This is a genomic window from Vibrio sp. R15-SG3-ISO1B, assembly GCF_059833835.1.
Genome location: NZ_JCBDGG010000029.1, coordinates 208,600 through 221,196 on the forward strand (window position 1 = coordinate 208,600; position 12,597 = coordinate 221,196).

Annotated in this window: 12 protein-coding genes; 4 read left to right on the plus strand and 8 right to left on the minus strand. The window is 47.0% G+C overall.

From position 1 onward, the window contains the following. The first annotated feature begins 164 nt into the window (after nt 1-164). Together glpD and AC6R0S_RS07920 are read left to right on the plus strand one after the other, a co-directional pair. Nucleotides 165-1,706, plus strand: a complete 1,542-nt coding sequence (gene glpD, locus AC6R0S_RS07915; RefSeq protein ID WP_500637638.1) for a glycerol-3-phosphate dehydrogenase — start codon at nt 165-167, stop codon at nt 1,704-1,706. 106 nt (nt 1,707-1,812) lie between these two features. Beyond that, on the plus strand, nt 1,813-2,478 hold the full coding sequence (locus AC6R0S_RS07920) for a PilZ domain-containing protein (protein WP_500631329.1): 666 nt from the start codon (nt 1,813-1,815) through the stop codon (nt 2,476-2,478). Between the two features lie 54 nt (nt 2,479-2,532). Here the strand turns inward: AC6R0S_RS07920 and luxQ are convergent, their stop codons facing one another. The 6 genes from luxQ to AC6R0S_RS07950 form a co-directional block, all read right to left on the minus strand. Then, nucleotides 2,533-5,079 carry a quorum-sensing autoinducer 2 sensor kinase/phosphatase LuxQ gene (luxQ, locus tag AC6R0S_RS07925; protein WP_500637639.1) on the minus strand — a complete coding sequence of 849 codons (2,547 nt, stop codon included), beginning with the start codon at nt 5,077-5,079 and terminating at the stop codon, nt 2,533-2,535. Further along, the gene (locus tag AC6R0S_RS07930; RefSeq protein ID WP_500637640.1) at nt 5,076-6,134 is read right to left on the minus strand and encodes an autoinducer 2-binding periplasmic protein LuxP; all 1,059 of its coding nucleotides are present in this window, start codon (nt 6,132-6,134) and stop codon (nt 5,076-5,078) included. The genes luxQ and AC6R0S_RS07930 overlap by 4 nt, the downstream gene beginning before the upstream one ends. A 186-nt stretch (nt 6,135-6,320) precedes the next feature. Beyond that, nucleotides 6,321-7,466: a conjugal transfer protein TraF gene (locus AC6R0S_RS07935; RefSeq protein WP_500628304.1), complete on the minus strand. Its 1,146-nt coding sequence runs from the start codon at nt 7,464-7,466 to the stop codon at nt 6,321-6,323. Nucleotides 7,467-7,546: 80 nt separating this feature from the next. Further along, a complete protein-coding gene (locus AC6R0S_RS07940) occupies nt 7,547-7,852 on the minus strand; it encodes a GIY-YIG nuclease family protein (RefSeq protein WP_500637641.1) in 306 nt (101 codons plus the stop codon). Between the two features lie 3 nt (nt 7,853-7,855). Next, complete coding sequence (locus AC6R0S_RS07945) at nt 7,856-8,521, minus strand: YceH family protein (protein WP_500637642.1); 666 nt, start codon at nt 8,519-8,521, stop codon at nt 7,856-7,858. Nucleotides 8,522-8,574: 53 nt separating this feature from the next. After that, nucleotides 8,575-8,796, minus strand: coding sequence for a hypothetical protein (locus AC6R0S_RS07950; protein ID WP_500631335.1), 222 nt, complete (start codon nt 8,794-8,796; stop codon nt 8,575-8,577). Between the two features lie 221 nt (nt 8,797-9,017). Between AC6R0S_RS07950 and AC6R0S_RS07955 the strand changes: the two genes are divergently transcribed. Together AC6R0S_RS07955 and AC6R0S_RS07960 are read left to right on the plus strand one after the other, a co-directional pair. Then, nucleotides 9,018-9,332, plus strand: a complete 315-nt coding sequence (locus tag AC6R0S_RS07955) for a DUF496 family protein (RefSeq protein WP_500631336.1) — start codon at nt 9,018-9,020, stop codon at nt 9,330-9,332. Between the two features lie 301 nt (nt 9,333-9,633). Next, a complete protein-coding gene (locus tag AC6R0S_RS07960; protein WP_334551815.1) occupies nt 9,634-9,891 on the plus strand; it encodes a YgjV family protein in 258 nt (85 codons plus the stop codon). Nucleotides 9,892-9,942: 51 nt separating this feature from the next. Here the strand turns inward: AC6R0S_RS07960 and glpK are convergent, their stop codons facing one another. Then, nucleotides 9,943-11,466: a glycerol kinase GlpK gene (glpK, locus tag AC6R0S_RS07965; protein ID WP_500637643.1), complete on the minus strand. Its 1,524-nt coding sequence runs from the start codon at nt 11,464-11,466 to the stop codon at nt 9,943-9,945. A 259-nt stretch (nt 11,467-11,725) separates the two neighbouring features. Further along, complete coding sequence (locus AC6R0S_RS07970) at nt 11,726-12,349, minus strand: OmpA family protein (protein WP_500631338.1); 624 nt, start codon at nt 12,347-12,349, stop codon at nt 11,726-11,728. Nucleotides 12,350-12,597: the final 248 nt, after the last annotated feature.

Sequence of the window (12,597 nt, forward strand, 5' to 3'; positions counted from 1 at the left end):
GATGAAAAGTTTTAGGACCTCGGCTCAGCCGAGGTTTTTTTTCATTCGTTCGATAGTCTGATTGGATCATATTCAAACTTTTTTCATTTCATCTCTATTCGAACCTGTTTTTTCGTGATTAAATGAACATATTAATGAGCGAATGAGCATTTTGGAGAAAATTAATGGACGCAAGCTTGTTGACACACTCCCCCCATGAACCATTGGACGTTATCGTCATTGGTGGCGGAATCAATGGTGCGGGCATCGCTGCGGATGCAGCAGGCCGTGGGTTAAAGGTTGGGCTATATGAGGCTCAAGACTTTGCCGGTGCGACCTCTTCTGCGAGTTCAAAACTGATTCATGGCGGGCTGAGATATTTAGAGCATTACGAGTTTCGTTTAGTTTCGGAAGCGCTCGCCGAACGTGAAGTGTTGCTCAAGAAAGCCCCACACATCGCGTTCCCAATGCGCTTTCGCTTACCGCATCGACCATTTTTAAGGCCGGCTTGGATGATCCGAATTGGGCTGTTTCTTTACGACAACATTGGCAAAAGAACCACCCTACCCGCGAGCAAAAAGATCATGCTCGACAACCAGAACATTACCAAGGCCGACATAAAGACCGGTTTTGAGTATTCCGATTGCTGGGTGGATGATGCACGCTTGGTAATTGAGAATATTCTCCACGCGAAACAAAATGGTGCCGAAGTCAGCAACTATTGTGAAGTGACCTCAGCAGTCAGAGACAAGGGCTTATGGCGTGTCACTTTCTACGATAAACGCACCGGCGTTGCACAAGAGCGTCTAAGTAAAACACTGGTTAATGCTGCAGGTCCTTGGGTGAGAGAATTTCTCACTCAGCAAGCGAACGTTACTTCGCCCTATGGCATCCGCCTGATTAAAGGGTCGCATATCATCGTGCCAAAACTTCACGATGAACCTCAAGCATATATTCTGCAAAACGAAGATAAACGCATCGTCTTCGTTATTCCATACATGGAGAAGTTTTCAATCATAGGGACCACTGATGTCGAGTATCAAGGAGATCCACGTAACGTCGCGATCTCCGATGAAGAGAAACATTACCTACTTGACGTAGTAAACCGACATTTTCGTCACCAACTTTCGATTCAAGACATCATTTCAGACTACAGCGGCGTAAGACCATTGTGTGACGATGAGTCCGACTCACCCCAAGCCATCACTCGTGATTACACGCTATCTATTGATGGGCGTAATGGCGATGCGCCTGTACTGTCCGTTTTTGGCGGGAAACTGACCACTTATCGAAAACTGGCTGAAGCGGCAATGGAGCAACTCAGTCAATATTTGGAGGTATTACCGGCTTGGACAGCAGAGACACCTTTACCGGGTGGTTTAGATTTTGATTGGAAAGATGCGAAGTCCGCACTGCAAACCAAGGCTCCCTATCTCGATTCATATACACTCAATCGTTGGTTAAGAGCCTATGGTTCGCGCGTCTTCTTACTTCTTGGTAATGCGCAAAAAGAGCAAGACTTGGGAATGAAGTTTGCGCCAGGTGTCTATCAACGAGAAATCGATTTTCTCATCACCACAGAGATGGGGTATGAAGCAGGCGATGTACTGACGCGCCGCTCAAAATTGCATTTATTGTGCACTCAAGAGCAAATTGACGCCATCAGTGACTATATTGCGATTTGTCATTGCAAACAGGACGCGCCTATTTATGAGGGCGCTGTGTAACAGCATCACAAATCGGTGTCATATTTTTCGTGATTGCGGCTTTATTATGTGTCAGGTTTCATTATAGTGATTAACAAGAAACCTGATACAGGGTTACATGATACCTATGACTCACACCCACGAAACGCTCGACGAACTGTACACACTGCTTAGACCAGGAGTGAAACTGTCTGTCACACTCAATTTTGGCCCCAACGATGAGTTTAGCTTTACATCGAGCTACATTGGCCATAAAGAATCTCAATTCTTCGTTTTAGATTTTCCTCAAAAGGCCGCCGAAGCGCTGATCATGCGAAAATTGACCAACACTGAAGTGATTGTTCGAGGAATCACCGCCAGTAAACTCGGCCATGTGGTTGCGTTTAAATCGTCTGTGATGTGCAAGCTGAATCAACCTTGCCACATGTTGTGCGTCCGTGAGCCTAGTCATTTCGCCACCAAAACCATCCGCGATCATGAACGGTTCTCTGTTCATATGCCTGTCGAGATACGCTCAAACAACGTCAGCTATCAGGCAACGATCGTCGATGTATCTGTTTCAGGCTGTGCGGTGTTTATTACTGGTGAAAACGAACTCTCCACCAGCAGCGCCATAGAGTTACACAATGACCTATCGAAAACCTTGCCTGAGCCGCCCAAATACTCCATTGTCAGTATCAACAAGGAAAAGTCGGGGCATAAATTAGGCATAAAATTTAGCCCTGAACTTGAGCTAACTGAAGAGTTAAAGACGTTGTTTCTAGAGCAAGCGCATTTGCATTCGAAGTTTTAAGGCCACCTCTTACATTCCGATCACGCCCTACCAAACGAAAATAGGCTGGCTCGACTAGGTATAGAAATGTTGTTTAAAGTAGTGGAACGCAACATTCAATGCCGACTCTTTAATCGGCTTGACGATGACGTAATTCGCCCCAGCTTGTTCAAAGGCTCTGCGCGTATCTTCCATTCCATCTGCGGTACAAGCAAAAACAGGCACGGTTAATTGGAGTTCACTGCGAATTCTTGCCGTCGTTTCGATACCACCGAGGTTCGGCAGTTGGTTGTCCATTAATACCAAATCAAACACCTGAGCTTGCAACAACTCAAGGGCATTGTAGCCATCTTTTACCCACGTCACTTCCATGCCGTACTTTTCACAAAAGGCTTTGGCAATAAAGGCATTGGTATGGTTGTCTTCAACAAGCAATACTGAGAGCGCGCGATCGAACAAGGTTTTCGGATCAAATTGCAATCCACTTTGTGCTTGTTTTTCATCGGCAATTTTAGTGTGGATAGGCAGTTGAACAGAAAAGATCGTCCCCTCGCCCTTGATACTCTCAATATCCGCGGTACCATCGAGCATTTCCACTAAGCTATGCACAATGGCTAAACCTAAGCCACTACCTCCGTATTCGCGAGTGGTCGTCGATTCAGCTTGGACGAACGGCTCAAAAATGTGTTTCAGACGTTCACCGTCAATCCCAATTCCAGTATCTTCGACGACGATCTCGAGTAACTGCTCGTCTTCGTCACCCACTAGGTGAATACGCACCGTCACCTGTCCATCATGTGTAAACTTGACCGCATTACTGGCGAGATTAAACAGTATTTGATTCAAGCGAACTTGATCACTGTGCGCCCAAACTTGGTCAGAGAAATTGCTTTCCACAACAAAACCGACACCTTTTTCTTGGCATAGTGGTCTAAAAATATTGTCGACCGCGCTGGTGAGCTCGCTCAGCTTAAAATCAATGCGTTCGATGTTAAATTTTCCACGCTCAATTTTGGAAAAATCCAAAATATCATCTAACACCGCCAGCAAGTGCTCGCCACTATTACATAAAACATCGACTTTCTCGATATTACTCGGCTCTTTGAGTTTATGTTTGAGTAACTGTGAAACCCCTAAAATACCGTTGAGTGGTGTGCGTAGTTCATGGCTCATTTTTGCTAGGAAATCGGCCCGCATACGTGCTGATTCAAGGGCCTCTTCTCGGGCACGCTTACTCTGCTCTTCGGCCTCAATCAGGCTGGTCACGTCTTGACCTTGAGCCATGATTTGTAGCTCTGTGTTATCAACATGAATGGGAGACAGATTCCACCGGTACGTCTTAGTGCCTATGGTGGTATTAATGCCGGTGAGCGTTGCGCCTTTAGCGCACATTCGAATGTGAGGGGTAAGGCACTCAACCATGCTTGCTCCCCCGTCACTGGCGCGACTGCTCTCTCGAAATGCGCGCTCTGCAGAAGGGTTCATACGAATCAACTCACCATTGACGTCCCATAGCATGATTGGAGAAAGGGAGAAGTTGAACAAATCAGTGAATTGCTTCTCCTGTTGACGAATACGTTGAAACGAGCTTTGAAAGGCATGACCTATGTGGTCAAACTCTTTGATTGTGGACCCCGAAAAGGGCTCGAGTGTCATCGACTTGGATGTGCTTTCGGTGTAATCCATCAAAGTTTGCAGTTCGCTCGATAAGCGACGCCCAATCCAATAGCGTGTCGATACCGTAATCGCCACAATGAGTACGGCAATCACAACCATCCAGATGTAGCGTGTTTTAACAAACAACATGATGTGTTCATTGCTCTGGATGGTATAAACCGATAAATAAGTGGGCGACTCGTTGATGGTTAGATCGGTTTTTGACACCGTAAATTCACTGGCATTGAATGACTTTGTGGCAGCGGCAAGCCAATCTATATGGCGCAAATCGCTGTTTTTTGTACTCGATGCGATAATGTCTGAACCCACGACGAACATCAAATCGTTGGCGTTACTAGCTTTAAGTATCGAGTTGACCCAGGAGAAGTTGTCATTCAACACCACAGCGATGTATGCGTGGCCAAACACTTCACCAGTATCTAGATTGACAATGGCTGTGCGACGAAGCAGAACATAACGCACGCCAAGTGGTGTGGGCAATTGTTCTAAACGCCAAGCACGACTTGCCACCGTCTCATCATGGAGGTGTTGGATCTGCGCTTGGGTGATACCATAAAATTGAAAATTGTAATCCGCCCAGACAACTTGATCACGCGAGGCGACAAATCGAAAATCCGGTGCAAGACTGGGGGTGCGTTGGTCAATGCCGTCAAAAATGCGGATGACGGCGTCGTCGTCTTTTCGCGCAACAGCCTCGAACAAACCATCGTTTAAGCTATAGCTGTCTTGCTGGATCTCAAGTGCACTCAAGCGGTAATTGAAATTTTCCTGAACAAGGCTCTGAGTTTGCTGCTTGGAACGCGCCACTTCTTGCTCAACCACCTGTTGATTCACTTGGTAGTTTTGCACCAGCATGACCATGGTTAAAAACACAATGGTCAAGAAAATTGAGTTAGTCAATAAGGTGGCAAGTTTGTGCTTGCTACGACTCACGGTTTTACTCATGGTTGATCTGAGTACCTAAATGCGCGCTGCTTTAGCGACTGCACACGCTCGGAATCGTCACCTGCTGTGACCAATTCAAAATCACCGGAGTATACTTGCGGAACAGGTTTACTCTCTAGATCCCATTTGATCGCTTCTGCCATCGCGATGCCAGTATCATCATTCATGCGCATTACAGTAAACGACAAATGAGCATCGGCAAGCGCATCTAATTCGGCGCTACCTCCACCCCATCCATTGATCAAGATATCCTCTCGCCCTTGCTCTTTAAGCGCATCTGATGCACCAAGTGCCACATCGGTTGAACATGCGTACATAAACTCAATCGAAGGGTCGCGTTCTAAAGCCAGTTTTGCCGCTTCATAGCCTGACTCACGAGTCGCTTGAGTGTAAAACGATGAAGACAACACATAATTGTCATGGTGACTCATCGCCTCGATAAAGGTATCACCTCTCGCATCACTGACGTAGCCTTCAGAAAAATAGAGCACTGAGTAACGGCTTTGCTTGTCCGTGACTTCTTTATAGTGTTGTTCTAAAACCTCAGTACCTTTGACATGGTCAAATCCGATGTACAAAAAAGGTTGCTGATCGGCCCAAGCCCGAACTGGTGTAGTGATATTCTGCAATATGAGTTTAGTGTCGGTCGAACTCAGTACGTGTTCAATAAACTTTCGGTGTCGAGTGGTATCAAGGGTAAAGATTAAATAGTCAGTTTTACTTTGTACTGCTTCGAGTAATGACAAACTCTGCTGACGAACATCCGCATTCGGACGGGTAAATACCTGATTGATTTCGTAACGAATGCCCAGCCTATCTAAGCGCATTTCAAAAGCTTTGATGTTGCGCACCCAATAATCGGAGACTTGTTGACCAGGATAGATAACAGAAATAGATATCGGTTTCTCTTGCTTAGCCGCCAGTGGAACCGGCGCGTTTCGCACTGTATCCCCAAGATATTCAGTCAGCACTCGCTGTGTTGGAAATTCGTCCAAGTATTGGTCATACTGCCAATACCCGTCTAATACCTGCGTGGCCTCCGCTGTGATTGCCATAGAAAACAGCACCAAGCCTGCACCAAACTTTTTTATTAGATTATTGTTTTTTCTCATTATACTCTAGCCAACTGTTGCCAAATACGCCGTTTAACGAGCTTTTGTACAGTAACACGCTTTTGTCGCCACGTTAACCTCAAAGACTGTTCAAACAAGCGTTTGTTTGAACAGTCTTAACAGTATATTTTAGAAGGTAAATGCCAAATTTGCTGAGGCGCCAAATTGGTTGTCGCCCGCGTAACTGCCAGCAAGGTCAAGACTGACTAAATCACCGGGGCTAATACCCAAGCCAACCGTCACTGAATCGTCTAACGTCTCTTCTAAATCAACTTGGTAACCTAAACGCAGTTGTGCCCAGCCAAATGCGTTGCCTTCAATACCGAAGCGCACAAACTGGGTATCATCCTCCACACCTAGAGCAGATACTTCGAAACGCTCTTGTTTGGTAAGATCAACATCCAATGCCGCAACAAAATAGTCTGATACGTAAGAACCCGAAGCGGTCACCTGAGTATTAAAAGCGTATTTATCGAGCCCATCTAAAGTTTCGATATCTTTGCTAAACAGATCCTTTGCGGCTATGCCTAAACGAAAGTTTTGATAGAACCAGACAAAGCCGAGGTCCATATTGAAGTGACTCTGCTTGTTTTCACTTTGATCGTAGTCACTAATATCGAAATCTTCGACGGAAATCGTCTCTTTATAGGTTCTCAACTCTTGGTATTTCGGCGTGACACCTATGGCAATGTCTTGACCACCAAGCGTGATGCGCTTTGCAAGAGCCACACCCACCTCTGTGTAACCAAAGGCCCACAAATTAACAGTTGAGTTCTCATAACGGGCCTGAGTGTCTGAATCGTCAGCAATGTTGGTTTTGCCTATTACATCCGCGTAACCGCGCACAAAGACATTTGCTGAGAGGGTGTTGATGGGAAACGCAACTGCAGCGCCTGCGCCACCATTCACACCTAATGGTTTATCATCCGCCAATTGATCCAAGTAGGCGTTGAGCTGATCCTCTGTTGCAGGATCTGGATTATTCGGGTCAAAGCGGTCTATCGTGTCTTGCAAATCGTCAATCACTTTGAGCGATTCGTCTCCATCTCGAACGTTTGCCCCAATCGATGGAAGCAATAAACCAAAGTCGTCATTTTCACGATGAACGGCCACTAAAGCAGGGTTATAAAACGCGCCGAGCAGGTAGTCAGCGCTCGTGACGCCTGTGTTGCCCATCCCGTTGCCACGAGCGTCCGCGACAAACGTCGCACTGTTCGCAGGTAACGAAAGTACTGTTAACATTGCCACTGATGAAATTTTCGTTGTTAGTCTCATATCCATATCAACCTTTAGTATGATTTCATCTCTAAGGTTAATACAAAATATTACAAACTATCAGGTAAATCTTTTATTTATCAAGCATCAATCGCCTGAGTGAATAACAAGTGACCAGATACGATTGCTTCCTTCTTGCTTTTGCTCAGTTTCTTTAACCGCGCTTCCACCTTGCTGGCCTGACTGCGCGAGTCCGCGACATAGCTCCACCAGGCAAGGGTTAGCTGTCCTTTTCCTTTCAGCGCCTTGGCGCCTTTTCCGCCGCAATGCTCGGAGAATCGCCGCTCGACGTCTGTGGTTATCCCACAATACAGTGAGTTTGAGCGGGTACGGACAAAATAGACGTACCACGCCGAGCACGGAGCTTCCTTATCGCTTGTTTCCATCTGTTATGACGTCAATAACGCAAGTTGTTCTTTCAGATCCTCAAGGGAGGCTTTGAGCTCTACAACTTCGTGCTCTAATTGCTCGATGCGTTGCAGTGCGTCAGAATCGCCGGCTGTTGGCGCCAAAACAGGGCTTTGATGAATAACGCCGATATCGACTGCGCCACTGAATAGATGCTGATAACGCGATTCACGTTTGCCAGGCTCACGAGGGAGCTTAACCACAAGTGGTCCCTCCTCGCGAGACGCCATGCTGTCGAGCAGCGCTTCTACTTCTTTCACATCTGCAAACTCAGCCAGTCGATTGGTACGAGAGCGAAGTTCACCTGGCGTTTGCGCACCGCGGAGCAATAGGCAGCACACCAGTCCCTTTTCTTGATCGGTTAATTTCAAATCACCAAATTCAGTGTTGCAAAAACGGTGTTGGAATTTATTCGCTCGACTATTAAAGCTACTTTCATCGCTGACCAAACGGCGGGCAATCAAGCTATCGACCGCATCACGCACTTCTGAGTCGCTAAGCGCCATAACAGGCTCACGGTTACTTTTCTGATTACAGGCCGCTGTCAAGCTATTGAGTGTCAGTGGATAATAGTCCGGTGTCGTGACTTCTTTTTCGATGAGACAACCGATCACTCGGGCTTCTAAAGGGGTCAGTTCTATATTCATGTTAGATCCTTAACGTGGCTCTTGATGTCGCACTTTGCACTAAACGTCGTGCGTTAGTGCTCACCAATGAGTGGGATTCTTTTGATATTACCATTGTTGTCCATCATCACTATCTTGCTACGGTTGAGTTCGACTTCTGTGATCTCTTGACGCGTACGTTCAGAGCGATACGCGTTGGCCACTTTCTCTGTCTTCGGTGACGCCTCAACAGCAGTAGTAATGTCGTCTTCAACAACGGAAGCGAGGTTAAATAAAATAGACGAGTGACGTAGCATTGATTGACACATAGTGAATGTTGAAAACAATCCAGTTTGAAGAGGTTCCCTGATAATAGCCTGAACTTTCCTATGGGCTCAATCACTGCGTTGCTCTTGCCCAGAGTGACCGGCGATAAAAGCGTCAACATGCTGTAATGATTGATCTAAAGACTATTCACCTGCGACATGATGTGATTTAATCGTGTCAGTCTTTATGAGAATTAGGAAAGGAACCTACTATGAGTGGTGTATTTGAAATCGTAGCTCAGGCTCGTCGTAAAAATAAACTCAAGCGTGAACTTCTAGACAACGAAAAGAAAGTTCGTGATAACCAGAAGCGTGTCGATTTGCTCGATAACCTACTGGATTACATCAAGCCAACCATGACCACCGAAGAGATCACGCAAATCATCAAAAACATGAAAGCGGATTACGAAGATCGCGTCGATGACCACATCATCAAAAGTGCTGAAATTTCAAAAGAACGCCGTGAAATCAGCCGCCGTATTCGCGAGCTCACCGAAGAAGATAAAGTGGCACAAGGGAAGAAATAACCCTCAGCGTCATTTTACTGCTTATCGAGCCCGCATCACCTGCGGGCTTTTTTACGTCTCAACGTCTTTGCAGCTCAACACAAATCGTTATTTTCCTTTGTCTCTTGACGTAAAACGTTTGCGTAATCGCTAACCTTCTCCGTTACGCAAATTGAGGGTTTCGTCACACATTTCACCCTGCTATAGTCCACCACAGTTAATCAACTGACCATTCGAGGCACGGAGCTTCCTCACTTATCTCATGACGAGAAGAATTGGGTCGGGCACAGACACTGCCTAGATACATTATGAGGGTCAAATTATGGACATGAATATGGTTGAAATTTTGGGTTACGCGGCGTCTATCATGGTCGCTATCTCACTTACCATGAAAGATATCGTTAAGCTTCGCATTTTAAACTTCGTTGGTTGTGGCTTATTCACCGCTTACGGCTTGATGATTGATGCGTGGCCAGTAGTGGTCACCAACGGCTTCATCGCTTGTGTGAACGTCTACTTCCTTGCCAAAATGCAAAGCGAAAAAAAAAGCAGCGCTGAAAAAGTGACGAGCGCCGCTTAATTTTGATTTAATTAGACAGACGCCCTCGCTCACTGTAGCGAGGGCGCTCTTTTATTCGTCGTCGTCCTCTTCATGCAATGCAGCCCACGCCTGCGCAGCACTGACAGCGCGCTTCCACCCTTTGTATCGACGTTGGCGTTTCTCTTCATCATGATGCGGCGTAAACTGGCGATCGATTTCTGCTTTGTTACTCAACTCATCCAAGCTGTCCCAAAAACCGACTTCTAGCCCGGCAAGATACGCTGCCCCAAGCGCAGTGACTTCGGTGACCTTGGGCCTCATCACGTCGACATCCAGCACATCGGCTTGGAATTGCATCAGGAAGTTATTCGCCACTGCGCCGCCATCAACGCGCAACGCTTCGAGTTTGATACCAGAATCATTTTGCATCGCGTCAATCACATCACGGGTTTGATAAGCAATGCCTTCCAACGTCGCACGGATAATGTGATTCGCGCTGGTCCCACGCGTTAGCCCAACAATGGTGCCTCGCGCATACGCATCCCAATACGGTGCGCCCAAACCGGTGAACGCTGGCACGACATACACCCCATTTGAGGTCGCCACTTTGGTTGCGAAATATTCAGAATCTTTCGCATCAGAGAGCAGCTTAAGCTCATCTCTCAGCCACTGAATCGATGCGCCACCCATAAATACCGCACCTTCTAGCGCATAACTGGGTTCTCCCCTCGGGCCGCAAGCGAGCGTCGTCAGCAATCCATTGTGCGAGGTCACTTTTTCATTTCCGGTATTCATCAACAAGAAGCAGCCCGTGCCGTAAGTATTTTTCGCTTGGCCGGCACTCACACACATCTGGCCAAACAGCGCAGCTTGCTGGTCGCCTGCGATCCCAGCAATCGGAATTCTCGTACCGCCTTTGCCGCCGATGTTCGTTTGACCAAACAACGCTGACGAATTTTTCACTTCCGGCATCATGGAACGCGGAATGTCCAATTCGTCGAGCATGCGCTGATCCCACTCTAAGGTGTTGATGTTAAACAACAAGGTACGTGAGGCGTTGGTATAGTCGGTTGCATGCACTCGACCCTGTGTCATTTTCCACACGAGCCAGGTATCCACCGTACCAAACAGCAGTTTTCCCTGTTGCGCCAGTTGACGTGCGCCTTCGACGTTGTCGAGAATCCATTTCACCTTAGTGCCCGAGAAGTAAGGGTCAAGCAAAAGCCCTGTGGTATCACGAATGTAATCCGACAATCCACGCTCTTGTAACTGCTCACAAATCTTCGCGGTGCGACGACACTGCCAAACAATCGCGTTATAAATCGGTTTCCCCGTCTCTTTGTTCCAGACAATAGTGGTTTCACGCTGGTTAGTGATACCGATCGCCGCCACCTGGTCGCTGCGAATACCGCTTTTGGTCAGCGCTTCAATCAATGTTGAGCTTTGCGTGGCATAGATCTCCATCGGGTCGTGCTCTACCCAGCCTCCATGCGGGTAAATCTGAGTGAATTCACGTTGGGAGACACTGACAATATTGGCATCGTGGTCGAGTACCACCGTTCTTGAGCTCGTCGTGCCTTGATCGAGAGCGACGATGTACTTTTGCTCCGTCATAGTAGGGTCCTTTACTTTCTTTTTGTCTTATGAGGTCATTGTGCACAAAGCAAGAACACAGAAAAGCATCGACCGCCACAAATGAGCGTTCGAACACAAAATGTTAGAAAGTTATCGCCAGATTGTTGCTGAAATCGCGGAGAGCAAGCCACAATTGCAACTCAGAGGCCTAAGAAGAACTTTCGAACGAACAAAAAGCCTGACAAACGTCAGGCTCATGGTTGGTCAGTGTGAGATAACGTATGGTGGCTATCACCCGCTAGTTATTCGAAACGATAAAGAGGACTTCCACGCGTCGATTGCAGGCTTTGCCAGACGGGGTGTTATTACTACAGGCTGGCACATGTTCTCCATAGCCGCGCGTGAAAATAGAGTTCATGGATACGTTGTTGCGCGCCAGTTGCGCTTTTACGGCTTGTGCTCGCTTGACAGAGAGTTGATCATTGAAAGAGGCATTGCCTGTACTATCGGCGTGCCCGTCAATCACGATGTCGATGTCGGGCTGTTTCGATAAGTAACGCCCCACCATATCGACCCAATATAAAGAATCCGGTGATAAGTTCGATGAGCCAGTGCGGAACTTGATCGTATCTTTAAGTTTGACCATCACATGATTCCCCGGAAGAATTTCGTAATCGACACCATTGCTGACTAAAAAGCTCTGTAAGTCCCCATAGCTTTGAGTGCGCTGTTGCCCCATCGGGCCTTGTACACCAGCGTTTGATGATAACATCGGCGGATTACCCCAATCTGGATAACGCAATTCAGAGTCGCTTTGCGGAGCGGTATCCAACATATCTCCGCCTAGTCGAGCAAACTCCTTGGGAATAGAGGCACTGCATCCAGACAGGAGTAACAGTAGAGGCAAAATGTATTTTGTCATGGTCGTCATCACTCGTTACTTCTCAACACTCTCTTTATATCGACCATTTTGCACGAACTTTAGCGCTTCTCTCGTGACCAAACGCATATTTCTTACCACCCTACAGACTTTAAGGGTGGTCGCGACTCCACCTACTTAGCTTGTGAATCAAGGCTTATCGATAGTAGAATCGAAACTCATTCCACGCTCAGCGCGAATTCAACGATAAACCAATGAGTTAAATCGAGTTGGTGTCACGTTGAACGATA

Excerpts from the sequence above, each read along its gene's own strand:
- glpD (WP_500637638.1), top strand. The coding sequence starts at position 165 with ATGGACGCAAGCTTGTTGACACACTCCCCCCATGAACCATTGGACGTT.
- AC6R0S_RS07920 (WP_500631329.1), top strand. The coding sequence starts at position 1,813 with ATGACTCACACCCACGAAACGCTCGACGAACTGTACACACTGCTTAGA.
- luxQ (WP_500637639.1), bottom strand. The coding sequence starts at position 5,079 with ATGAGTAAAACCGTGAGTCGTAGCAAGCACAAACTTGCCACCTTATTG.
- AC6R0S_RS07930 (WP_500637640.1), bottom strand. The coding sequence starts at position 6,134 with ATGGCAATCACAGCGGAGGCCACGCAGGTATTAGACGGGTATTGGCAG.
- AC6R0S_RS07935 (WP_500628304.1), bottom strand. The coding sequence starts at position 7,466 with ATGAGACTAACAACGAAAATTTCATCAGTGGCAATGTTAACAGTACTT.
- AC6R0S_RS07940 (WP_500637641.1), bottom strand. The coding sequence starts at position 7,852 with ATGGAAACAAGCGATAAGGAAGCTCCGTGCTCGGCGTGGTACGTCTAT.
- AC6R0S_RS07945 (WP_500637642.1), bottom strand. The coding sequence starts at position 8,521 with ATGAATATAGAACTGACCCCTTTAGAAGCCCGAGTGATCGGTTGTCTC.
- AC6R0S_RS07950 (WP_500631335.1), bottom strand. The coding sequence starts at position 8,796 with ATGCTACGTCACTCGTCTATTTTATTTAACCTCGCTTCCGTTGTTGAA.
- AC6R0S_RS07955 (WP_500631336.1), top strand. The coding sequence starts at position 9,018 with ATGAGTGGTGTATTTGAAATCGTAGCTCAGGCTCGTCGTAAAAATAAA.
- AC6R0S_RS07960 (WP_334551815.1), top strand. The coding sequence starts at position 9,634 with ATGGACATGAATATGGTTGAAATTTTGGGTTACGCGGCGTCTATCATG.
- glpK (WP_500637643.1), bottom strand. The coding sequence starts at position 11,466 with ATGACGGAGCAAAAGTACATCGTCGCTCTCGATCAAGGCACGACGAGC.
- AC6R0S_RS07970 (WP_500631338.1), bottom strand. The coding sequence starts at position 12,349 with ATGACAAAATACATTTTGCCTCTACTGTTACTCCTGTCTGGATGCAGT.